This is a genomic window from Xanthocytophaga agilis (genome assembly GCF_030068605.1).
Lineage (GTDB): Bacteria > Bacteroidota > Bacteroidia > Cytophagales > 172606-1 > Xanthocytophaga > Xanthocytophaga agilis.
The window spans coordinates 329,976-353,616 of record NZ_JASJOU010000007.1; the positions used below are offsets into that span (position 1 = coordinate 329,976).

Genomic DNA, 23,641 nt, shown 5'->3' on the forward strand with positions numbered 1-23,641 from the left:
TCAGAAACCAATTAGTGTATGATTGATAAAAATGGAATAGCCAAACGAATTGCACAAGAAGTTCGAAATGGTATGTATGTAAATTTGGGTATTGGTATTCCAACACTGGTAGCCAATTACATCCCTTCCTCTATTGACGTAGTATTACAATCCGAAAATGGGTTATTGGGAATGGGACCATTCCCTTATGAAAACGAGGTAGATCCAGACTTGATCAATGCAGGTAAGCAAACTGTTACTACACTCCCAGGCTCTGCGTTATTTGATTCGGCGGCCAGTTTTGCAATGATCCGGGGAGAACATATTGACCTTACCATACTTGGCGCTATGGAAGTTTCAGAAAATGGAGATATTGCCAACTGGAAAATTCCTGGTAAGATGGTTAAAGGTATGGGTGGAGCAATGGACCTTGTTGCCTCCGCACAAAACATTATTGTAGCCATGCAGCATATCAATAAAGCAGGAGAGTCCAAACTATTGCCTCAATGTACTCTTCCTATTACAGGACTACGTTGTGTCAAAAAAATTGTAACAGAACTAGCCGTACTGGATATATTATCAGAAGGTGGATTTAAACTTCTGGAACGTGCTCCTGGTATATCTGTCGATGAAATTCGAAACGCCACTGCCGGAAAGTTAATCATAGAAGGAGAAATTCCTGAAATGGAAATAAACTTGTAGATAGTCAGGAATCAACACATTTCTCTGCTATTTCTGCAATAATCTTTTGCTGAAAGGATTTTATGCCTATTCATCTATACATTACTTTACAAAAAACAGTATCTTGCGGGTCGCATTCAATGTAATCCACTCATGTTTTTTGATAAGGTAAAAAATAAGCAATCAGGTATTTTGCTTTATGGGATCACTCCTCCCAAAGCACAAAACACTTCAGAAAAGACACTGGAGATTTCACAAAAACGAATTGCAAATGTACAAAGCCTGCCTATCGATGGTATGGTCATCTATGATTTGCAGGATGAGTCGAATCGTAATTCACAGGAACGTCCTTTTCCGTTTTTACCAACTATTGATGCTTATAATTATACAACCTCTTATCTGCATGAACTTGCTATTCCAAAAATAATTTATCGGTCTGTGGGCAAACTCTCAGGAGGAGAATTATCAACCTGGATACAAGATATTCAGCAACAACCTTGTGCTATTGTTTTTGTAGGGGCTCCATCCAGAGATCAGGTAACTCAACTTAGACTGTCAGAAGCTTATGATATATGGAATACACACAATCAGAATGCTCTGTTAGGAGGGGTTACCATCTCTGAACGACATCAGAGTGGTCGAAATGAACATTTGAAAATTGTTCAGAAGATGGAAGCAGGTTGTTCATTCTTTATTTCTCAGTGTGTATACAATGTAGAGTACACAAAAAATGTATTATCTGACTTGTATTTTTATTGTCAGTCCCATCAACGTCCACTACCTACCATTATTTTTACATTAACCACATGCGGTTCATTAAAAACAATTGATTTTATGGAATGGTTAGGCATTCACATGCCTATCTGGTTAAAAAACGAATTAGCTAACTGCCAGGATATTCTTCAACGTTCAGTAGAATTATCGTTACATATCGCCAACGAGCTGGTAGCATTCTGCAAGTACAAAGGTATTCCTTTCGGATTTAATATTGAAAGTGTTTCTATACGTAAAGACGAAATTGAAGCTTCCTTATATCTGGTAAAAGAAGTAGACAAAATATTGACAACCAGCGGAGCCAGAATATCAACAAACTCTCTGGTTACAGATACAAGAGCATAAAAAAAGGGCAAAATGCCCTTTTTTTATGCCTCACTGGTTGGAGTTTCGTCTGTTGCAGTCGCTAACTCTGTATCATCTTTCCTTCGACCTGTAAGCCATTTCCACAAAGCAGATACCCCACCAATAACTGCTACTGCAATTATTTTAAAAAACTTACCAACAAATGCTAGTATACCTACCTTTGCCAAAACTTTTCCTGCCACCAATCCACCTACAGTATAAGCAGCTACTTCGTCAACATCCGGGTTAAAGTCAGAGTACTTATACCCATCTGAAAACTGGACAATGTTCAACACTTTGTCTATATTCTTATTGATGACAGGCAATTCCTGCATAGAACCAATCGCATTTAACACCAATACCCCTTTACGTCCCAAAACACGGACATTATAATTCAGTGTATTCACTTCCTCATCACCAAACTTGATCTCCTTAGCCCAATGCAGGATTTTCCGATCTTCATCATAAAAAGGTTTGTTGGCCCAGCCTACAAGTTTAATCGGCTCGTATCCCTGTGCTACTCGCTCTTTGCTTGCTTCAACAATATCATTCTGCATTTCTTCTAACAATTCTTCATAATCAATATCATCGGCATCATCATCCTTAACATAGCCCATTTCATCATATTGAATATTGAATGCCCATGCTTTGTCACCCAGTACACCTTGGTTTTCAGGCACAATTAATCCTAAGGTAGATTGTTTGGGATTACCCCACAAGTCAGTCAGTACATACTCGGCCTGCTTGGGGTCCAGGTATTTAAAACCTGTTGGAATAGTTACCTCTCCAATTCCCCCTTCCAGTTTTATTGTACCATGCTGATATTTTAGTGAATTCTCAATAGAGTCAATCTTAGCCTGATATATGGCAGTAGAGTCAACATCTGTAGCCTGACTTACCAGGGAAATAAAAAACAATAAAACTCCTCCTACTAAAGCGTAATAGTTTTTCCTCATGAAAATATAAATTTTAAAAGACAGTGATAACTTCACATTTATTCAGAAAAACGACAGGAAGTAAACAGTCATGATCATTTAAAATATTTAGACTATTTTTGTGGTTTAGCTGGTCAAATGAACCTGAGCGATTTGAATAGCGTTTAGACAAAAACCTTAACCTTATACCTGTGAAAAAATCAGAAATACATTTTGATGTAGTATTAGACAATGACAGTGTTCCGGAAAAAATTCATTGGCATGCTACTGATAACCCTAATGAAGGTATTGACGAAACCAGAGCAGTTTCTATTGCAATATGGGATATGTATCACAAAGGTACAATGAAAGTAGACCTTTGGACAAAGGAGATGCCTGTCCAGGATATGAAACAATTCTGTATTGATATTATTGGGACACTGAGCGATACAATGCTAAGAGCTACCGGAGATGAGAAAATGTCGGATGCTATGAATGATTTGTGTCATTATTTAACAGAACTATTGAAGAAAGAAGCAGAAGAACAAGGACAATAAAAAAACTGCCTGGCATAAGTAATTGCCAGGCAGTTTTCCTTTAATCTATCTATTAATAATTTTCCATCCAGGATTCGTCTTTTGTTTCTGGAGAATTTTGTGGAGGTTCTGGCTTGTCTGTGATTTCCTCTTTTTTCTGAGGAAACAACAAAGATGCGCCAATACTAATTACCAGAATAGCTAAAATAATGTAGAGTGAATATTGCGTCTTAAATCCAATCTCCTCCAGATAGTGATGTGCCAGCATCTTGCCTCCTATATACAACATCAGAAACGATAACCCTACCTTCAGGTAATGGAACAGGTGCATGATATTGGTCAGAAAGAAAAACATAGACCGCAGACCCATAATAGCAAAGATATTGGAGAAATAAACAATATAGGGGTCTTTGGTAATAGAAAAGACAGCAGGTACGGAGTCTACAGCAAAAATCAGGTCTGTAAACTCGATTATGAGTACAACCAAAAATAATGGAGTAAGCATTAGCTTATGGTCTTTTCTTACAAAAAAGTGATTTCCAACAAAACCTGGTGTTACAGAGAAGTATTTGGAAGCAAATTTTACGACCGGATGATTATGTGGTTCTATCTGTTCATCTTCATTACGATTGATAAACATCCGTATTCCGGTAAATACCAGAAAGCCTCCAAACACATATAAAACCCAGTCTGCCTTCTGAATCAAGCTGCTTCCTAAAAAGATAAAGGTGAAGCGCATCACAATAGCTCCTAAGATCCCCCAGAAAAGCACTTTCTTATAGTAAATCTCCTTTACATTAAAAGAACTAAATATCAGCAACATGACAAAAATATTGTCCACAGACAATGCATACTCCATCAAATATCCAGTGATAAACTCAAGAGACATATTATCCATGTACAGCCGCTTATTCAGTTCAAAGTCTGTAGTAGAAAACTTTACATGTTCTGAATACTTTTCTTTTATAGAAACAAGTTTGGCATTGGTATCTATGTCATGGATCAGATAGCCATAATTATTCAGAAATACATAAAAAGCCAGTGCAAACATTACCCACACAGCACTCCAGGCACCAGCTTCCTTAAAACTGACGATATGACTTTTCCTGCTGAAAACGCCCAGATCCAACAAAAGCATCCCAATAATGAATGCATTAAAAAGTAAAAAGAAGATAGCTTCGTTTGAAATCATGCAGAAAAAATAGTTGTCGGATTAGTAAAAATAGTAAAAACTGCACTGCGATAGGTTTCTTATAATCATTTTTAGCCGAAATCTACCTCATATCCAATAAAATCCCAATCAATACATAAAATAAAAACACATGCCTGCTCAAACTATTGGCGAACAAGATTGTATTCTCTAATTTTGCAGCCATGTATAATAATAAAAAAGTAGTTATTGTATTACCGGCTTATAATGCCGCTCTTACATTAGAACAAACTTATCGCGAAATACCGTTTGATATTGTGGATGAAGTTGTATTGGTAGACGATGCTAGTCCCGACAATACTTTAGAAGTTGGAAAAAAGCTGGGAATTAAAACCATAATCCGACATGAACAAAATAAAGGATATGGTGGCAATCAGAAAACCTGCTATGCTACTGCTTTAAGTCTCAATGCAGATATAGTAGTAATGTTGCATCCAGACTATCAGTATACTCCCAAGCTAATTACAGCTATGGTATCCATTATTGGGAACGAATTATATCCGGTAGTGTTTGGATCCCGTATTTTGGGTAAGGGAGCTCTTAAAGGAGGTATGCCTATGTATAAATACATAGCAAACCGTTTTCTGACTCTTTCTCAAAATATCTTAATGAATCAGAAGCTATCTGAGTATCATACAGGATACCGAGCATTCTCTGGCGAAGTCTTACGGAGTATTGATTTAACCCCTAACTCTGATGACTTCATTTTTGATAATGAAATGATAGCACAGATTTTTTACAAAGGTTATGAGATTGGAGAAGTTACCTGTCCCACCAAATACTTTGAAGAAGCTTCGTCCATAAACTTTTCACGCAGTGTTACTTATGGATTGGGTGTACTTAAAGTTTCCCTGTTTTATTTCCTGACTAAGATAGGTTTGATGAAATGGAAACTGCTGAAATAATAGTTGTACCAGTGGCAGACAAATGGCTTATCTTTACCTGCCACTGATCTATTAATTATCAGCGGGTATGTTTTCTGATTTGTTAGTAGCTCTATGCTCCTGATACCAGTTGCAAATATTGGGCAACGGACATTGGCTACACTTAGGCTCGGCCCATTTGCAAACACGCTGTCCATGCCAATAGAAGTGTTTGTGAAAATTAAATAATACCTTGGGGTCTTTCGGTAACAAAGACAGCAATAGAGCATGGGCTTTATCAGGAGTGATCTTTGGACCAATTACACCTAACCGTTGTGTAACACGGTGTACATGGGTGTCTACAGGCAATACAGGTTTATGAAAGTTAAACAGCAATACCAGAGCAGCTGTTTTTAATCCTACTCCTGGCAATGAGTACAACCACTCAAGCCCTTCTTCCAATGACATATCTTTCAAAAAACCGATATTGGCTTCTCCCCTCTCATTAAAGATCTGTGTCAGGATCTTTTGTATATAAGCCGCCTTTGGTTCAGGAAACTGTGCTGGTGAAAGTGCTTTCACCAACTCTTCATAAGGAGCATCCCTAATCCCTTCCCAGGTCCCAAACTTTTCAAACATCCGCCAGTAAGCTTCTTCTTCATTGGCATGAGTGGTTCTATGAGATAATACTGTCGAGATTAATTCTCGCATAGGCTCTCTCCTACTAATTAATTCCTGTTCACCATATAATGTTTGTAAGCGTAAATGAGCTTCCCATAGTTTCTGCTCCAATGTCATAGGGTCTGTAAGCAGATTATCTCTATTTTCAATCCTTGTCATAGCTGTCCTTTTGTAATAAGCAGATAAAAAATCATTCCTGTATCAATACATAATTCTAATAACAAAAAAGCCTTCCTAATAAAGGAAGGCTTCCAGGATGACATTTATGAAATGGTATTTTACTTCTTCTTTTCGCGTTTATAAAACAGAAATCCGTTTTCCTCTCCTATTTTCTTCAATGTATGTATTGTATCTGTTTCTGCTTCGGAAGTGATTTTGGCTACTACATAAACATCTTTATCGATATCCCCATAATATAACCAATCCATATCATGACGTTTGGGATTGGCATGGTTTGGTTCTCTAGGATAAAAATATCGGCCATAACTCCGGAATTTATGTGTTACGACATACGCATCTTTTCCCTGTTGTGCTTCATAAAAGCGCATAGCAGCATCCTGAGAGATCCCTTCGATACGACCAATATATGCTATAAGAGTTGCCAATACGAATACTGCTGTACCAGCAAAGAAGGCAATAGCCCCTTTCATAGTTTCTTCAGGCTGGTTCCGGTTCAGAAAACGAATACCTGTTACAATAGCAATAAGAAGTATTATACCAGGAATGATGCACCACAATGACCAATTGATATTGGCATCTAGGTTAGCTAAGGCAAAAGGATCTTTTTCGACAAAAGGTCTTACTAAATCAATACGCCGTCCTAAAAATGGTAGAGCGATGGTTGCAATACAATACAACGACCCTACTGCAATTAATCCAAAACGCATCCATCCATTAAAACGAATTTTACCTTCCCACATCTGGTAAATAGTTAGTGCAGTCAGGTAAGTCATCGGAAAGTAGCACATGGACGAATAGTGCACGATCTTGGATTTCACTATTGTAAATAGAATCAGTACTACCCAGAACAGAATAATCATCCAACGTTTAAAATCACGCTGATAGTTAAATTGCTGTGGGGTATTACGGAAAGCTCTAAGAGCAAAGATAGAAGCAGGGAAACAGCCTACCAGTAATACAGCAAAATGATAACCAGGAAATCCTGCATGTCCGGCGTCAGGGGTACTAAAAAGCCGGTAGTTATATTTCATGAATTCATTAATGAACCAGGGTCCATGTTGCCATGTCTCTAATCCATACCATGCCAGAGTCATGACACAGGTCATAAAACTAAACAACAGAAAATGCCAGGCATTAATGAAAAAGTAGAACCGATTCACAAGCCAGTACACAAATAAGGTAAGGCAAACAATCAGGTATGCAACGGGGCCTTTTGTAATCACTCCTACTCCAAGCAAAAAACCTCCGAATAACAGATAGCTGTATTTATTTCGGAATAGTAAAATGCCAACAAACTGGTCTTTTTTCCAGTAAAAAAGGATAATACCGAGTAAACCCAAAAATATAAACAAATTGAACCAGGGGTCTATAATACCTGATTTGAAATAGAGATGCGGCAATACTGACCCAATATATGCTCCCGCCCACAACAATCCGAAACGCACATCATATAGTTTAGCTCCAACTCTGAATAGCAATACCAGGGTTATCATACCACAAATGGCATTAGGAAACCGGGCCGCATACTCTCCAATACCAAAAAGGTGCATAGCAGCCGATTGTAGCCAGAAGAAAAAAGGAGGCTTTTCCCAGAATGGTAAAAAATCTACGTGTACCCGTAAATAATCATTTAATACAATCATCTCACGGGATATTTCAGCAAAGTTGATCTCATCCCAGTCAAACAGACGGACTCCACCCAAGAATGGAAGAAAGAACAATCCTGCCACCAGCGCGATCAGGACTGAATACAAAAGTTGTTTATTCAAGTGATGTAAGAGGTTAGCAGTTAAAATAATTAGGGTGTTATAAAAGGTATATTCACCCTTCTATAACACCCCAATTGGTATTCAGTTATTTTTTCTTTCCACTAAAGAAGTTTAATACTTTGCTCACAAAGGCATCATCAATTCCAAATGTACGCTTTACCGTTGTATATGTAGCAACCAGTTTTTTATCCAGCCAGATCAGAATGGATTTAGCACCATCCTGCGGACGAGCCTGATAATTGGTTGAACGCAACTTTGGTGTTACGGACTCTTCTGTAAAATAATACAAGGCAATGGATTTACGGGTCATATCTTCCGGACACAATATTGGATCAGGCAACCCATGATAGGAATCTTCATCTGTGTTAAAAATTACACAACGATTGAATATAGGAGAAATCTTCTGTACCACTCCTTTCATCTGACGGTCCCATAATTCCAGATCTCCTCTGTATTCAGGCTTCCAATCTTTGTTAAGGTATACGAGTACATTGACACGTCTACGCCAGTTACGTTTGTGTGGATGTACTGTAAAATCGGCATGCACATTCAAGAAGCCATTCCGTCCCGACTGATGCAGTCCCCCACCTTCCAGCATATCATCAGGCAGCAAATTAGGAATGCCTGTTAGCTTGCTTACATACTCAACAAACTGAGGAGAGTTGAGTTCTTCAATAACAGAACGGACAAATGGAGGAAGCATGTCCATTTTATTCAATCCATGTTTCTTTTCATTTACATGGACATAGTGTATCCATCCTGCATCTTTTACAGCTGGAAATTCGGACAATGCTTCGTCAGCAGCCCATTCTTCCAGAAAGTTATCTAAAAAGATATGGGGATAAGGTGATGCCTGCTGATAGCGACGCTGGTCTTCAGGCAAAGAAGTTTTCCAGCGTTCATAGTTAAATATAGATTTTTGAGCAGTTACGGAAGTATTCACGGATTAGTATAGTTTGTTTAGTAAGACACACACAAAAGTAATGCAATTTGTCAGATTAATGAGCATCCAAACTATTTTGACCTATTGTTATTCAGAAGCTCCAAGCTTAAAGTCGCAGAATATTCTGTTGATACCAGTTTTTGGGATTCCTTTCAAGTAACCGTTCTATAACCAGATACATCAAAACAGTACTACTTACCCCAATGAAAGATCCAGCATAAATATCTGCAAAGAAATGCTGACCCAGATATACGCGGGAATAAGCTGCTAGAAAAGCCAAGGTAAAAAACAGAAAGCCAGACAACTGGTTCTTTAGAATAATACTCAGCAAAGAAAAGACTGCAAAAGCAGTAGTGGCATGTCCGGAAGGAAAACTATGGCTTGAATGAATTTCTAACCCTGCCACCCAATGCAATGTATAGGAAGATCCCTCGAATACAGCTTTAGGACGTAAAACATCTGCAAATACAAGGCGTTTTAATCCTTGCGCCAGCAGTGAACTCAGAGCAAAACTACCCAAGCCAATTAATACATACCGATACCTGATAAACAAAAACAGAATAATCACAGCAGCGAAGAAAGCTCCGTCACCTACATTTGTGAAATACTGAAAAAAGGTATCAAAGAATGGATGATTAGCTCCATTAATAACTAGAAATATCTGGGTAGGCGACCATACTACCTGCCAGATTCCTCCTGCAATCAGAAATATTCCATACAGGACAAAGAATACTTTATTCGCTTTAAAAACTTCTGCCATAGGGATGTTTTAAAAAACAGACGTTCAAAAATAGTGTTCTTCCTGTTATTTTTCCGTTTTAAAGGCACATTTTTTCAGTTAAGAACCAACAAACAACCCGTATGAAAAGATATATAGTGTTTATTGTCCTACTATTTTCAGAATATGAAACTGCATAAAATTATCCAGTGAAGACACCCGTTTCGTGTTTTCATTAAAATTCAATGGCTTAATAAGGTATCCTGATACTCCTAGCATCTCCGTCATCTGTCGATCATAATCTTCGTAAGATGTAGTCATAATAAATACTCTGATAGAAGACAGTTCCGGGTCGGAATCACTTCTCAATATTCTGAGAAATTCGATTCCATTCATCCGCGGCATGTTTATATCCAACACGATTACATCTGGAAGAGGATCTATTTTAGGCATTCCATCACCTCTGAGCATAGCCAATGCTTCAATACCATTATAAGCAGTATATAGCTGATGCTCCATATTGAGGCTATTCAAAGAACGCTGGAAACTAATTACATCCAGTTCATCATCCTCAATCAGTAAGATAGATTTTACTTGCATATCAATTATTATTTAAACTGGTAAACTTTGGCCATGTGAACGTAAAAATAGAGCCTTCCCCCAATTGGGAGGTTAGCCATATTTCCCCTTCCTGTTCGCCAACAATTTTTTTGACAATAGACAGACCGATACCGGTGCTTTCTGCTTCGTTTTTCTCACGCAGGGTTTGAAAAATCGTAAATATCTTTTGATGGTATTCGGGTGCAATCCCAATTCCATTATCTGCAACTGAAAACTGATAATATTCACCCACGTCAGTCCAATCTATGGTGATAATACAATCTTCTTTCTTACTATATTTTACTGCATTGCTTATCAGATTTGAGAATACCTGTTCCAGGTAAAGACGTTTGGTCTGTAATACAGGCATAGAAGATGGCAGATTTACCTTACAACTGGCAGGTACCAGCAACTCTACAATTTCCTGCACTATCTGGCCTACATGGACAATCTCAATAGACTCTGTTTTACGACCAATACGGGCATATTGCAACAGTCCATTAATTAGACTTTCCAGTCTGATAATACGTCCACGCATCTTTGTATGGTATTTCTTCAGTTGGTCAGATAGTTCTGACTCCAGATCTTCTTCTATCCACTGAAGAATATTGTACATTCCTCTTAAAGGAGCTTTTAAGTCGTGTGAAACCACATAGGCAAACTGATCCAGTTCCTGATTTCTTTTTGTCAAAACGGCAAAAGAATGCTGCAGTTTTTGAGACATGATATTTAAGGATCGAGACAAATGGGTCAGTTCATCATTTTCCTGATCTTTGATAACAGAAAATGTACCCTGTGATATTTTCTCAGCTAGACTTACCATACTATAGATCCGGCGGGTGATTGTCTTAACAACAAAAAAACCGGTGATAATGGCAATGGTAATATACCCTATAGCTAACGAAGCAGAAACAAAGTTTGTGTATCGGATAGAATCACGAAGCCTCTGCTGCCTCCTGTTACGTACGTAATACTCGTATTGATCAAACTCTTTAAATTTTAACGTTATAACGTCATTTAATTGTTGACCAACTCCCCTTCGTTGCTTCTTCTCAAAAAGCTCCATATAGACTTCTTTGCCTTTTGTAGTTTCCAGACTTTCCTGCTTGGCTTTAATGAGTGCATTGGCATATTCTATCCATTCGGTATGTAACATGGCAATTGAATCCAGACAACGCAACTGCTCTGCATTACCTTTCACAATTTCCCTTTCTTCCCGAAATATGGGAGGTATTTCTTTAAGGCCTGCATAATAGGAATCCAAAAAAGTCTCTTTCTCGGCAAGAAGATATCCTCGCAAACCACTCTGCATCTGGATGATGCTTTTGTGCAGTCTGTTTGAGTTACGCAAAATGGTTTCGGAACGGGAAAGAAATTCCATGTTACGAATTACCTTATTAGATAACTGATAATTTACGATCAGATCCACAATCGCAAAAAATATGACAAACCCAAAACCTATATATATCTTCTGGGAAATTTTCATTCGAACACAGTGAGTTAAACTAGGATACAGTGTACTAAGTATGTACATTCTGAGTTTTCAGAATGGAAAAATGGAGAGTTTTACTGGGCTTAAATAGAGCCGATTATATTAAAACATAACTCAGCTTTTAAGAGGTGGTTACTGGCAAAGTAAAAAAATCAGGCTGATAAAACCAAAAATAGCAGAAGAAACGAAAGCAGGAAGTCTTGTTTTAGTTATAAATGCCAGGGAAACCCATTTTATATAGCAATAAAAAATCCCCACATAGCTGAGTTATGTGGGGATATATAAGATACTTTAAAATCACTAATTAAAACAGATAACGGAGTCCTAACTGCCCCTGGAAGCGGGAGTTAAACTGATCTATTGAATAGGTAGAAGTAGGTGTTGTAAATGTATACGTTGGCTCACTGCTGTTTGTCGCAGAACGAGTCACAGTAAGACCTGTGTTGACAGATGAACTACGTGTGTTAGGAACAAAATACACAATGCCCCAGGTTTTACTTAGCAAATTGGTAAAATTGATCATGTCGAAAGATACCTGTATGGTATGTTTACGAGTACCCGCCTTAAAGTTGAAATCCTGCATCAGACGCACATCCAGACGATTGTTCCAGGGTGTACGGGCACCATTTCGTTCAGTAAACTGTCCCCTGCGAGAACTCAGATAGGAATTCCCATCGATAAATTTATTCAAATCCTGCCATTGTTGTGCAGCAGAAACTTTTACAGAACCATCACTATTTTTTATATCTACCATTTTAAACGAACCTGTACCTTCAGAAGGGCTAAAGTCGGATGTCTTAGGAATATAAGCCAGATCTATCTGTTGTCCGTTTCGCGTCAGATTATTACTTCCGATAACCCAGGTAAACGGAGAGCCAGATTCAGCGGTGAAAATAAATGAGATGTAAGATGTCAGTTTTTCACTCCAAGCCTTTTTATAATTTACTGTAGCCACAATCCGGTGCCGAATGTCAAAGTTTGAATAAGTTAATTGAGGATTGTTTGGATTCAGGTTCTGATTCAACTGCCATCCGGATTCAGGAGAGTTACGAATACCATTCAGAATATCTTTTGACTGACCGTAGGTATAGGCGGCAGAGATATTTAAGCCAAATTGATATGCCTTCTGAATTTGTGCAGTCAACTGATAACGATAGCCCTTTGTTGTATTGGTTATCAGATACACACTGGAAAAGTTGTTCGATACACGTCCTCCTGTTGAACCGCCTTGTAAATACAGAGGCTGCTGTTTTTCTATATCATACGCCGCATAATAGACTGAGTCTTTCAGGTTAATCTGTTTGATCATCATATCCTGAAGTGTCTTGGTGTAGATTGCTTCCAGTGTTAATTTATATCCTTGTGGAAGATTGAAATCTATAGCCAGATTGCTACGCCACATACGTGGGAGCTTGAAGTTCTTATCAAAGATATCCAGTTCACGACGGGCATTTAACCCAGGAGCAATGCTTGAATTAACAGACGGAAACGTGGTTGGATTCAGTAATGAGTAGGACTGACCTGAAGAAGTCTGCCCTGTTAGAGGTAGAGATGTGAACGAACCAGAATAGGTTGGCTGTGCATCAAATGCGCCAAAGTTTACGCCGTTGTTCACATATGAATAGCCAAGCCATGCAAAAGGAATGCGGCCTGTGAAGATGCCTGATCCACCTCTCAATACAATAGATTGATTTCCTTTTACATCATAGTTAAAACCAATACGTGGCGAAATATATACCTGTCCGAAATACTTATTACTGATAGAAGAAACCGTATGTCCAAATGTATAAGTCGGATTACCTGTTGTTGTGGTACCTGTTTGTGTGTCCAATACAGAGGAAGTATAAGCATCCGGGAAAATAGCATGGGCATCTGTCGGTGGAGTATTTGGTACAGTAGTCATATCTGCACGCAAACCGTAGGTAAGTGTAAAGCGACTATTTATAGTAAACTCATCCTGTGCATACAAGCTGAACATATTTACTTTGTAATGAGCAGGTGAGTTATTCAGGTTATAATCACGTGAATTATCTCCACTCAAACTATAAATAGCACGCAAACGAGCTGGCTGATCATTCAGGAATTGTTGTACGCTATTATAATCATAACGTCCATTCCAGGAATTGATGAAGTTGTATTTGATGGAATATAACTCATTGTGTGTTCCAAATGTCAGACTGTGATTTCCGAGAAACCATTTGAAATTATCTGTGATTTCAAATGTTTGCTGACGCATGTTAAAAATACCCGCTTCCCGGTTTGTTCCCAGTAATACTGTACCACTCCCCGTTGTAGTTGGATCTGAACCTACATTATTAATCTGAATTTGTGGAAAAATAATACCTACAGGATTCCGACGATCCTTTATATCGGTATACCCTATGATCAGGTTATTGCTGATGAGATTGCTAAAACGGCTTTTCAGTTCTGCGACTGTGCTTATGTTTGTGTTCTTCTGCACAAAGTCGTAATTACCAAACTGAAATTCTGATGAACCTCTCTCCAGATTGGTTGCTTCTGAGATAACTGTATTATTTCGTAAAGCCAGCTGATGCTTGCTGGTAATATTCCAGTCAATCCTGTTAAAGAACTTATTGCTATTTGCATAAATAGAATAATCACCTGTAGCACCTGGATCATATCCATAATTGGTGATCAGCTTATTGCGAATAGCATCGGCAGTAGCTTGAGACATAAAATAATTTGGAGAACCAGCAGGAAAAAACTGAGGAACCTGATTTCGGGCTATTTCTTCATTGGTAAAGAAGAAGAGCTTATCTTTTATGATGGGAAATCCAATCCGGAAACCTGTCTGGTAATCATGGTATGCACTGCTGATTTTTCCGTCATTTACACGATCGCTTCCTTTGTAATGCCCGGTAATGGCAGAACTTCGACCAAATGCATAGACAGATCCAGTCACTTCATTCGAACCACTACGTGATACAGCATTTACACTACCTCCTGTAAAGTTACCAATACTCACATCATACGGAGCAATCTGAACCTGCACTTCCTGTACTGCATCCAGACTAAAGGAATTGGATCGGGTACTACTACCAGGCTGATTGGCAGTACCACTTAATCCCCCCAATGAAGGACTAAATCCAATCGCATCATTATTAATGGCTCCATCCAGAGTAATGTTGTTATACCGAAAATTTGTACCTGCGAAAGAGTTATTGCTTGACTGAGGAGTAAGACGCGTAAAATCAGAGAAACTTCTGGATAAAGTAGGCAAAGTCTGAATTTGTTCCTTGCTTACTCCAATAGCAGCTCCGATTTTGGCTTGCCCTGCACTGGAAATAACTTTCACTTCTTCTAGTTGCGTTGATTCATCCTGTAAGATGAAGTCTATTTTCTGCTTTTCGCCTAATTGCAGATAAATATTTTCCCGTTTTTCAGCCTTGAAACTCACAAAGGTGATTGTCAGTTCATAAGGCCCGCCAGGAGTCAGGTTTACAAAGTTATAGCGCCCATCAGCATTGGTTAATGCACCTAACTGGCGATTAGTAGGCTTATGAACTAAAGAAACAGTAGCACCTGGTAATACTTCACCATTTTTATCTGTGATGCGCCCGCTTAAAGATGAACTAGTAGTTTGTGCAAAAAGAGTCACGTTTACTGCACATACTATGTACAGTAAAACAAACGTAAAGAATTTCATATAAAATGAATAGAAGTTGTAGCTGTGGGTAACAGTTACATAAGGAATAGCTAAGAATACACTTACCTGTGCACCCTTTTATGAGAGGCTAGAGCGAATGATTTTTGAGTATGTGAGGCCAGCGAAATTGTTATTTCGGGGCAAAGCTACATCAGCAAAACTAACTCAATGTGTCCCGAATATTACTAAATTGTTAATCGCCAGCTTAAAGGTGTCTTTCTATATCTTATATAGATAGGTACAAAAAAAATGCTATCAAAGGAGGTTATCATTCCTTTGATAGCTAATATACTACTATATGAGTTTCTTATTTCCTGATCCAACATCCAATTGGAAACACTGACAATAACTCCCCTATTGGCTGTCGGGAAGATAAGTGAATAGATGTATGTGTAAAAATATTTACATATTCTACTGTGTCACTTTCTTCAGGCCAACCCAGATAGGTATCTTCCCACACGTCAGTTCCAACAGGCAAACATCCGGATTCACATAAACTGACAACCTCTAATGGAAATACTACCAATGCTATCTGGGACTTCCATTCCCGAATAAAAGCAGTTACTTTACGGGCATGTTTTCCAGCTGTCAATATAGGTTTGTATACACCCTGTAAAAACAACTCAGGGTATTGTCGTCTTAACAATAATAGTTTATGCAATACAAATAATTTAAGCGAAGGATCCAGTACATTTTTAAGCTTTTCCTGAAGATAAATTGGATTGTCCATCTCTGTTACTATATTTTTCAGCACCTGCTTTCTGGTCTGATAGTTTACAGGTCGTCTGTTATCGGGATCAACCATACTAAAGTCCCATAATTCTGTTCCCTGATAGGTATCCGGAACGCCTGGCGCCGTAAGCCGAATCAGTGTTTGTATAAGTGAATAAACAGCCCCATACTTTGCCACTCTTTGCACAAATGGAACAAAAGAATGCATAAATGCCTGATTACTCAGCAGGTTATCGACAAACTCAATTGCTTTACCTTCATACACTATATCTGGTGCAGACCAATTGGTATGTACTTTGGCTTCCTTCATTACTTTGGTAATATACTCCTTTAGACGACTGTGATAATTTTCGTTCTCCGGATCTATATGCACAGGATAGGTTCCTACTAGTGTTTGATACAAAAAATATTCATCATTAGGATCAGGTATCACAAGCCCTCCTTCTGAAAATCGAAACCCTTCTGCAATTTTCTGCCATTCCAAAACCTTTGCTTTCCATTCTTCCACTATCTCACTCAACACATTGATACGTAACCGCACATCTTCACCTCGTTTGGTATCATGAGTTGCGGTGGCATTTAATGTGGTAAGAGGACGCTTCTGCATCTCCTGATGGAATTGATATGTATTTACATTCTCTTCTATATGGGGAGTGTCACCTACTTCATTACGGGAAATTAATAAATTGTACATATAAAATGTTGTATCCTCGACTCCTTTAGCCATCAATGGCCCTGTAAATTGTTGCGTACGCATTAAAAAACGTAATTCTTTTGAGGTTGCTTCAATAGGTTCTGGCGCCAGTATCGGACGTAGTTCTTCAAATACATTATCCAGTGCAGGAGCTTTTGCTTTTGCTTTAGCCTGTTCAAAAACCAATTTGAGTTGTTTGGCATTATCTTCAGACAGAGTTTTCTCATCCAGATATAATCGGTACACAGAAAAAGAGACCATCCAGTAAGCCAATACCTGGCGATAGTTACTACGCATTTCATCTGTAATAGAATACTCAGGAAATAGCTGCACCAGTTGTTCTGTCAGATTGTCTAATTCACCACCCATATGGTGAATCAGCATAAACAATTTTTTTCTATATACAGCTTCCTCAAAATCGTAGGCCAGCACATGTACCTGAGAATAGAATTCAGAGAGTGCTTCAATAGATTTATCACTTACCAGAAGGCGGTTCACCAACGACAAAAAATCATATCCTGTCGTCCCTTGTACTTTCCAATCAGAGGGAATATATTCATTAGGGGCCAGAATCTTTTCTACCACAACATAGGTATCCTCACCTACCAGCTCGTGCAAGCAATCCAGATAGGCTTTGGGTGCGTACAAACCATCTATATGGTCTATCCGCAATGCTTGAATAATATCCTTATCTATTAAGGATTTTATATATTTATGATAATGAGCAAAAGTTTGCTCACTTTCCATACGCAGACAAATCAATTCATTAACGGTAAAAAAACGTCTGTAATTCATACTCTTGTCAGCTTCTTGCCAGGCAGCAAGGCAAAAATTCTGAGTTTTTAGTAAATCCAGCGTTTTAGTAGTATGTCCGGAATACTCTCTTAGCACTTTTAAGTTTGTATCCTTCTGAAAAAAAGAATCAAGCTCTGCTTTAAACTGCTCCCAACTAGTGAGATCCAGCTTCTGATCAGGTTGAATAGCAGCAAATTCTTGTGCAGATTGTATAAAATAATCAGGTACAACTACAGCAGATTGAATTTCGTTTATCTGACTCAATACAGACGCATACTGCCGGAAATCAATAGGAAAACTATGTTCATAATACTGTAAATGTAGTCCCTTTGCATCATATGTAAGTGTAAGTTCTCCTTCTACTACTAATTCTTCCAGAGGTTTAGATAATAATGGCATCATAAGTTGTCCGGTATATTTAGGATGGTGCCAGTTGATATCAAAAAAGGTATAGTAAGGCGAAAAAGGTCCTTTTTCCAGTACATCATACAACCAAACATTACTAGTTTGAGAAGACATATGGTTAGGCACTATATCCTGGAGCCATGTCATCCGATGTTCATGCAACCACTCACTTATCTCAATCAGGTCCTCTTCTGTACCTAGTTCCGGATTAATGCGATGAGGATTTAATACATCATATCCATGTGTACTACCTGGTACTGCTTCAAAAAAAGGAGAAGCATAGACAGTAGTAATTCCCAGTTGATGAAGATAAGGTAATATTTCTTTCAGATGTCGGAGTGTAAATTCACGATGCAACTGTACACGATAAGTTGAAACAGGTATGTTCATACACAGTAAAAAATTTCAGTTTTTTTTGCAGAATTGATGTTTTACTAAAGGGCAGATTACATAGCTATCTTTTTTTGATTGGAAAGATCACATTGATAGACTAAAAAGCTTTCTGCAGGTAATGAAACTGTGACAGGGTCTGTCAAAGAAATTCCATCGGTATCTTCTCGGCCAAAGAGTTGTGAATCCAGCACTAGCTCCCAGGTTCCTTCAGGTAATGCAATTTCATTGATAGACTTTCCAAAATTAGCTATACATAAGAGTACACAGTCTTCAGGTGTAATAGGATCTTGAGACCAAAGTAGTACAGCATCCTTTTCAATCCAGCTCTTTACATTCTCCCGATTAAAATTGCGGAATACAGGATGGCTTTTGCGTATCTGAATTAATTTGCGATAATAGTTCCACATCTCCAGATGTTCTCCTTCCTGATATTTCCAGGAAAGCTTAGACTGAAAAAAGGTATCCTCGCTTTGCGGGTCCAGATATTCCATTCCTTCTTTTTGAAAGCCCATAAACTCTTTCTTTCTACCTTCTCTGACCGCCTGTATCAGTTCCAGATCATAATGGCTGATGAAATAATAAAAAGGATTAGTCTCCGCGTATTCTTCACCCATAAATAAAAGTGGGACATACGGCGATAACAAATACGTTCCGGCAACAACTTTCAACATATCGAAGGAGACTTGTGTGGAAAGTCTATCACTTAGCAATCGATTTCCTACCTGATCATGGTTCTGAGAGAAGACTACAAAGCGACTATAGTCATATGCCTGTGCAGGTACACCATGTGTACGTTTCCGATAATTTGAATAAGTTCCATTATATACATATGTTTGTTCGAATGCCTTTTGTAAATGTGTAATTTCTCCAAAATCAGCATAGTAGTGTCCACGGTCGTTTGTAGCCAGGGTACGCAACGCATGATGAAAATTATCCAGCCATTGGCCATCAAATCCATATCCACACTGGTCAAACGAACGTAACACCGTTACATCATTGAGATCCCGTTCTGCCACCAGTACATAGTGTTTTCCGTTTCGCTCTCTCAAAGCTTTTACTTCTTCAGACAACTCCATCAGAAAATGCTTTGCACCAAAATCCAGAATATGATCGGTAGCATCCAAACGCAGAGCATCGATATGACATTCATCGAGCCACATCAAGGCATTTTCAATGAAATAGTTACGGACCTCGTCGGAATGCGGTTCATCAAAATTAAAAGGATGCCCCCAAACAGGATTATACTTGGTACTAAAATAGGGGCCATAATGATGCATACAACTTCCTTCTGGACCAATGTGATTGTAAACCACATCCAAAAACACAGCTATCCCTTTCTGGTGACAAGCATCCACTAACCTCTTTAAGCCATCAGGCCCACCATAGGAATTTTGAGCAGCAAATGGAAATACACCATCATATCCCCAGTTACGATTGCCGGAGAATTGTGCAACAGGCATTAGCTCAATTGTATTGATACCTAACTCTAGCAAATAATCAAGCTTCTCAATAATAGTATCAAATGTCCCTTCAGATGTAAAAGTCCCTACATGCAGTTCATAAATAATCATTTCACTGAGAGGCCTTCCTTTCCATTGCTGGTCATACCACTCAAAAGATTGACTGGCAATAACCTCTGATAATTCCTGAACACCACCAGGTTGAGAACGGGATGCAGGATCAGGATAAGCCTGGCTATCGTCTAATTTATATCCATATCGGTCTCCTATAGTTACATCCTCTACTTCAAGGGTCCAATAACCAAAGTCCTCGGACTTCATAGGCAAAATCCGTTTTCCTATTTCTTGATCGGAAGAAGTTATCTCAAGCTCAACTTTACTTACTAAAGGAGCCCACACAGTAAAAGAACCTTTTCCGTTATTCCAGAATGCGCCTATAGGCTTACGCATGACTTATATCTGTTTTTCTTGGTCAACACTAAATAAAAAAGAATGCTATCCTGCTAGCAGGATAGACATTCAGAAATTTGAATTGCTTGTATTTATGTAAAATCGGTAATGACTTTGACTTTATATCTCATAACCTAAGCAGGCTGACAGAACAGCATAAATGACCGGGCAGCCAGTTGAACCACAGTACCACATGCTACTTGTTTGGAAGGTTTAACACCACCTGCATCTGTATCAATCCACAAATGCCAGGCAGGTTCATTCTTTTTACCAGGTAATACAAAGGGAACCGTTTCATGATGGCTATTAAACAATAAAAGCAAAATGTCTCCTTTTACATGTTGTCCTTTTTCATCATATTCATCCATCACCTGGCCATTTAGCAACATCCCAGTGCACTTGGTCAGTCCATTATTCCACTCTTCTTCTGTCATATCCTCGCCATTTGGAGTAAGCCAGCGAATATCTGCTATGTGACTACCATGGATGGGACGCCCGGTAAAAAACTTGCGGCGATGAAGCATTGGATTTTCTTTCCGGATGCGAATCAGTTCCCGAACAAACTCAAACTGTTTCTTTTGATCATCTGTCCAGTTCCAGTTAAACCAGCTAATTTCATTGTCTTGACAATAAGCATTATTGTTCCCATTCTGTGTACGTCCATATTCATCACCACTACAGATCATGGGCACACCCTGGCTAAGTAGTAAAGTAGATAAAAAGTTACGCTTCTGTTTTTCACGAAGTGCAATTATGTCTTTATCATCGGTTGGTCCTTCTGCACCACAGTTCCAGCTTTCGTTTTCATTATGTCCATCCCGATTTTCCTCTCCATTCGCGTCATTGTGTTTTTCATTATAGCTTACCAAATCATGTAGTGTAAAACCATCATGTGCTACAATAAAATTGACACTGGCACTTGGTAGCCGACCATTTGTCTGGTATAAATCACTACTACCACTCAAACGATAGGCCAGTTCAGCAATCTGACTTTCGTCACCTTTCCAGAATTTGCGTACGCAATCTCTGTATTTGCCATTCCATTCAGCCCATTGCACAGGGAAATTACCTACCTGATAGCCTCCTTCACCAATATCCCATGGTTCTGCGATCAGTTTTACTTGTGAAATGATTGGGTCCTGGTGAATTGTATCTAGGAAATTAGAAAGCTTACCGACTTCATATAAGCCTCTCGCCAGAGCCGGAGCCAGATCAAACCGGAAACCATCCACGTGCATCTCTGTAACCCAATACCGAAGGCTATCCATAACCAGCTGTAAGCTACGAGGATGCAGCATGTTTAATGTATTACCGGTACCTGTGAAATCATTATAGTATAGAGGATTGTCCTCGACCAATCGGTAATATGCTTGGTTGTCAATGCCTTTGAAGGACAATATGGGACCAAAATGATTGCCTTCTGCTGTATGATTGTATACTACATCCAGTATCACCTCAATACCAGCCTTATGCAGATCCTTAATCATCTGCTTAAATTCTGTTACCTGACCATACGGCTCAGTAGAAGAAGCATATTCCCGATGGGGAGCAAAAAAACCTATGGTATTATATCCCCAATAGTTACGTAAACCCTTCTCCTGTAAATGACTATCCTGAACAAACTGATGTACAGGCATCAGTTCTACTGTCGTAATTCCGAGCTTCTTCAGATATTCAATTGACTCAGGTGCAGCCACTCCAGCATAAGAGCCTTTGATATTTTCAGAAATAGAGGGATGTTGTACAGTAAAACCTTTTACATGCAATTCATAGATAATAGTGTCCTGCATAGGAATAGCAGGTTTCTCATCCTCCCCCCAATCAAATGCAGAATCAATTACTACTGATTTCATAGTATGTTCAGCATTATCCTCAGTATTGGCATCCTGATATCTATCTTCTTTATCAGATAATATATTGTATCCAAACATGGAAGGATCCCAGTTTATATCCCCCCAGATTGCTTTGGCATAAGGATCCAATAAAAGTTTGGAAGGATTAAACAACAAGCCATTTTCAGGATCAAAAGGACCATATAACCGATATCCATATAATTGTCCTGGCTTAATATGAGGCAGATAAATATGCCATACATAATCTGTCTGCTCGGTAATACGGATACGTGTAGTTTCTTTTGAAGGATTGTTTATATCAAACAAACACAATTCAACAGCTTCTGCATGTTCGCTAAACAACGCAAAGTTGACACCTTTGCCGTCATAGGTAGCTCCTAGCGGATAGGGCTTACCTAACCAGCTATGAGGAGTTGAAAAAAATTGCTTATTATGAGTAAGGGAAAAAGCTTCAGATTCAGCAACGGAGCTTGTATCGGTTTGCATAAAAAATAGGATTAGTGAATCATTCCTAATCCCTAAATTTCTATGCCTAATAAGAGTAGATCCTATGCCTTTATATTACTGTATATTTTTTATTCCATCCAAACCCTTTTAATTGATAATCAGCTTTTCAAGTGCTCTATACTTTTTGATCAGTTACATTCTGGAAATAGTTTTCTGTTTTTTATCCTGAATCAAGTGTGCAGGGCGTTGACCACACACTTCCAGAAAAGTATTACTAAAAGTAGCCAGGCTATCATATCCTACCTGAAGTGCAACCTGTGATACATTATCTTCTCCATTTTCAATAAGTTCCAGTGCTTTTAACATTCGTGCTACTTTGCAGTATCCGGAGAAAGGCATTCCCAGATGCATGGAAAACAAACGGGTTAAGCTACGTTCCGAATATCCGAAATGTTGAGCCAGAAACGAAATGTTGATTTTTTCTTCCAGGTTATTTTGTATATATACAAGTATTTGCGCCAGTCCTTCGTGTTTTGTAGCAGGGAGATACGTTTGATGAGAATGATTCATCTCCCCAGATAAGATATCTGCTATACTTTGCAGGAACGTTTTTTCCTGATTAGTTTCTTCATTTAGAAAATGCCACTTCTCTGAATACCGAATCATCTCTCGCAGCAATGGAGAAACAGCAAAAACGGACATTTTTTCAAAAACAGGCATATTTAATATTTCTGGCGGAAAGGCAATACTATGTAGTATGAGATCCGGACTATGAGACCACATTTCATGCAGGGTATTGGAAGGGATCCAGACTGCATGCCATCCTGGTAGTAAAAACTGTTTTTCGGCAATACGTAAATGAATAAATCCATTTTCTGCATACACTAACTGCCCTCTGTCATGAAGATGCCAATCAGAGTGAAACCTCCCCAAAAGCTCATGGTATACAAAAGCAGGTTTTGAAACAGTAGCACTTACAGTACTACAGGATATAGATTGTAAAGACATGGCGGATATGAATAAATCTTTGTCGTTTGCGAACAAGCCAGACAAATCAGAT

The 23,641-nt window shown here is 38.6% G+C and carries 17 protein-coding genes; 4 read left to right on the plus strand and 13 right to left on the minus strand.

Going from position 1 to position 23,641, the window contains the following annotated elements; translation table 11 throughout:
* The first annotated feature begins 18 nt into the window (after positions 1-18).
* Both QNI22_RS21185 and QNI22_RS21190 read left to right on the plus strand, forming a co-directional pair.
* Positions 19-681, plus strand: coding sequence for a 3-oxoacid CoA-transferase subunit B (locus QNI22_RS21185; RefSeq protein WP_314513769.1), 663 nt, complete (start codon positions 19-21; stop codon positions 679-681).
* 132 nt (positions 682-813) lie between these two features.
* A complete protein-coding gene (locus tag QNI22_RS21190) occupies positions 814-1,779 on the plus strand; it encodes a hypothetical protein (protein ID WP_314513771.1) in 966 nt (321 codons plus the stop codon).
* A gap of 23 nt (positions 1,780-1,802) precedes the next feature.
* Here the strand turns inward: QNI22_RS21190 and QNI22_RS21195 are convergent, their stop codons facing one another.
* Positions 1,803-2,735: a DUF2167 domain-containing protein gene (locus QNI22_RS21195; RefSeq protein WP_314513773.1), complete on the minus strand. Its 933-nt coding sequence runs from the start codon at positions 2,733-2,735 to the stop codon at positions 1,803-1,805.
* Positions 2,736-2,905: 170 nt separating this feature from the next.
* On the opposite strand from QNI22_RS21195, the gene gldC reads away from it, so the two are divergent.
* Positions 2,906-3,250 carry a gliding motility protein GldC gene (gene gldC / locus QNI22_RS21200; protein WP_313982934.1) on the plus strand — a complete coding sequence of 115 codons (345 nt, stop codon included), beginning with the start codon at positions 2,906-2,908 and terminating at the stop codon, positions 3,248-3,250.
* Between the two features lie 52 nt (positions 3,251-3,302).
* On the opposite strand, the gene QNI22_RS21205 is transcribed toward gldC, so the two are convergent.
* Positions 3,303-4,421 carry a TerC family protein gene (locus QNI22_RS21205; RefSeq protein ID WP_314513775.1) on the minus strand — a complete coding sequence of 373 codons (1,119 nt, stop codon included), beginning with the start codon at positions 4,419-4,421 and terminating at the stop codon, positions 3,303-3,305.
* A gap of 182 nt (positions 4,422-4,603) precedes the next feature.
* Here QNI22_RS21205 and QNI22_RS21210 point away from each other — a divergent pair, with 182 nt between their 5' ends.
* Positions 4,604-5,344, plus strand: a complete 741-nt coding sequence (locus QNI22_RS21210; protein WP_313982931.1) for a glycosyltransferase family 2 protein — start codon at positions 4,604-4,606, stop codon at positions 5,342-5,344.
* Between the two features lie 51 nt (positions 5,345-5,395).
* Here the strand turns inward: QNI22_RS21210 and QNI22_RS21215 are convergent, their stop codons facing one another.
* The 11 genes from QNI22_RS21215 to QNI22_RS21265 all read right to left on the minus strand — a co-directional run bounded on the left by QNI22_RS21215 (position 5,396) and on the right by QNI22_RS21265 (position 23,589).
* Positions 5,396-6,142: an endonuclease III domain-containing protein gene (locus QNI22_RS21215; RefSeq protein ID WP_314513776.1), complete on the minus strand. Its 747-nt coding sequence runs from the start codon at positions 6,140-6,142 to the stop codon at positions 5,396-5,398.
* A gap of 119 nt (positions 6,143-6,261) precedes the next feature.
* Positions 6,262-7,932, minus strand: coding sequence for an ArnT family glycosyltransferase (locus QNI22_RS21220; protein WP_314513778.1), 1,671 nt, complete (start codon positions 7,930-7,932; stop codon positions 6,262-6,264).
* A gap of 85 nt (positions 7,933-8,017) precedes the next feature.
* On the minus strand, positions 8,018-8,875 hold the full coding sequence (locus QNI22_RS21225; RefSeq protein ID WP_314513779.1) for a 2OG-Fe(II) oxygenase: 858 nt from the start codon (positions 8,873-8,875) through the stop codon (positions 8,018-8,020).
* Positions 8,876-8,981: 106 nt separating this feature from the next.
* The gene (locus QNI22_RS21230) at positions 8,982-9,635 is read right to left on the minus strand and encodes a phosphatase PAP2 family protein (protein ID WP_314513781.1); all 654 of its coding nucleotides are present in this window, start codon (positions 9,633-9,635) and stop codon (positions 8,982-8,984) included.
* Positions 9,636-9,755: 120 nt separating this feature from the next.
* Positions 9,756-10,193, minus strand: coding sequence for a response regulator (locus tag QNI22_RS21235; protein ID WP_314513783.1), 438 nt, complete (start codon positions 10,191-10,193; stop codon positions 9,756-9,758).
* 1 nt (position 10,194) lies between these two features.
* The gene (locus QNI22_RS21240) at positions 10,195-11,679 is read right to left on the minus strand and encodes a sensor histidine kinase (protein WP_314513785.1); all 1,485 of its coding nucleotides are present in this window, start codon (positions 11,677-11,679) and stop codon (positions 10,195-10,197) included.
* Positions 11,680-11,989: 310 nt separating this feature from the next.
* The gene (locus QNI22_RS21245) at positions 11,990-15,352 is read right to left on the minus strand and encodes a TonB-dependent receptor (RefSeq protein ID WP_314513787.1); all 3,363 of its coding nucleotides are present in this window, start codon (positions 15,350-15,352) and stop codon (positions 11,990-11,992) included.
* 307 nt (positions 15,353-15,659) lie between these two features.
* A complete protein-coding gene (gene treY / locus QNI22_RS21250; protein WP_314513789.1) occupies positions 15,660-18,368 on the minus strand; it encodes a malto-oligosyltrehalose synthase in 2,709 nt (902 codons plus the stop codon).
* Positions 18,369-18,424: 56 nt separating this feature from the next.
* A complete protein-coding gene (gene treZ / locus QNI22_RS21255; RefSeq protein ID WP_314513790.1) occupies positions 18,425-20,281 on the minus strand; it encodes a malto-oligosyltrehalose trehalohydrolase in 1,857 nt (618 codons plus the stop codon).
* 134 nt (positions 20,282-20,415) lie between these two features.
* Positions 20,416-22,620: a glycogen debranching protein GlgX gene (gene glgX, locus QNI22_RS21260; RefSeq protein ID WP_314513791.1), complete on the minus strand. Its 2,205-nt coding sequence runs from the start codon at positions 22,618-22,620 to the stop codon at positions 20,416-20,418.
* A gap of 153 nt (positions 22,621-22,773) precedes the next feature.
* Entirely contained in the window at positions 22,774-23,589 is an 816-nt protein-coding gene (locus QNI22_RS21265; RefSeq protein ID WP_314513793.1) for a helix-turn-helix transcriptional regulator, read from the minus strand.
* Positions 23,590-23,641: the final 52 nt, after the last annotated feature.

Bases quoted from the DNA above. Each gene is read 5' to 3' on its own strand.
- treZ (WP_314513790.1), bottom strand. From the start codon at position 20,281: ATGCGTAAGCCTATAGGCGCATTCTGGAATAACGGAAAAGGTTCTTTT.
- QNI22_RS21195 (WP_314513773.1), bottom strand. From the start codon at position 2,735: ATGAGGAAAAACTATTACGCTTTAGTAGGAGGAGTTTTATTGTTTTTT.
- QNI22_RS21230 (WP_314513781.1), bottom strand. From the start codon at position 9,635: ATGGCAGAAGTTTTTAAAGCGAATAAAGTATTCTTTGTCCTGTATGGA.
- treY (WP_314513789.1), bottom strand. From the start codon at position 18,368: ATGAACATACCTGTTTCAACTTATCGTGTACAGTTGCATCGTGAATTT.
- QNI22_RS21215 (WP_314513776.1), bottom strand. From the start codon at position 6,142: ATGACAAGGATTGAAAATAGAGATAATCTGCTTACAGACCCTATGACA.
- QNI22_RS21190 (WP_314513771.1), top strand. From the start codon at position 814: ATGTTTTTTGATAAGGTAAAAAATAAGCAATCAGGTATTTTGCTTTAT.
- QNI22_RS21240 (WP_314513785.1), bottom strand. From the start codon at position 11,679: ATGAAAATTTCCCAGAAGATATATATAGGTTTTGGGTTTGTCATATTT.
- QNI22_RS21235 (WP_314513783.1), bottom strand. From the start codon at position 10,193: ATGCAAGTAAAATCTATCTTACTGATTGAGGATGATGAACTGGATGTA.
- QNI22_RS21265 (WP_314513793.1), bottom strand. From the start codon at position 23,589: ATGTCTTTACAATCTATATCCTGTAGTACTGTAAGTGCTACTGTTTCA.
- QNI22_RS21210 (WP_313982931.1), top strand. From the start codon at position 4,604: ATGTATAATAATAAAAAAGTAGTTATTGTATTACCGGCTTATAATGCC.
- glgX (WP_314513791.1), bottom strand. From the start codon at position 22,620: ATGCAAACCGATACAAGCTCCGTTGCTGAATCTGAAGCTTTTTCCCTT.
- QNI22_RS21245 (WP_314513787.1), bottom strand. From the start codon at position 15,352: ATGAAATTCTTTACGTTTGTTTTACTGTACATAGTATGTGCAGTAAAC.
- QNI22_RS21185 (WP_314513769.1), top strand. From the start codon at position 19: ATGATTGATAAAAATGGAATAGCCAAACGAATTGCACAAGAAGTTCGA.
- QNI22_RS21205 (WP_314513775.1), bottom strand. From the start codon at position 4,421: ATGATTTCAAACGAAGCTATCTTCTTTTTACTTTTTAATGCATTCATT.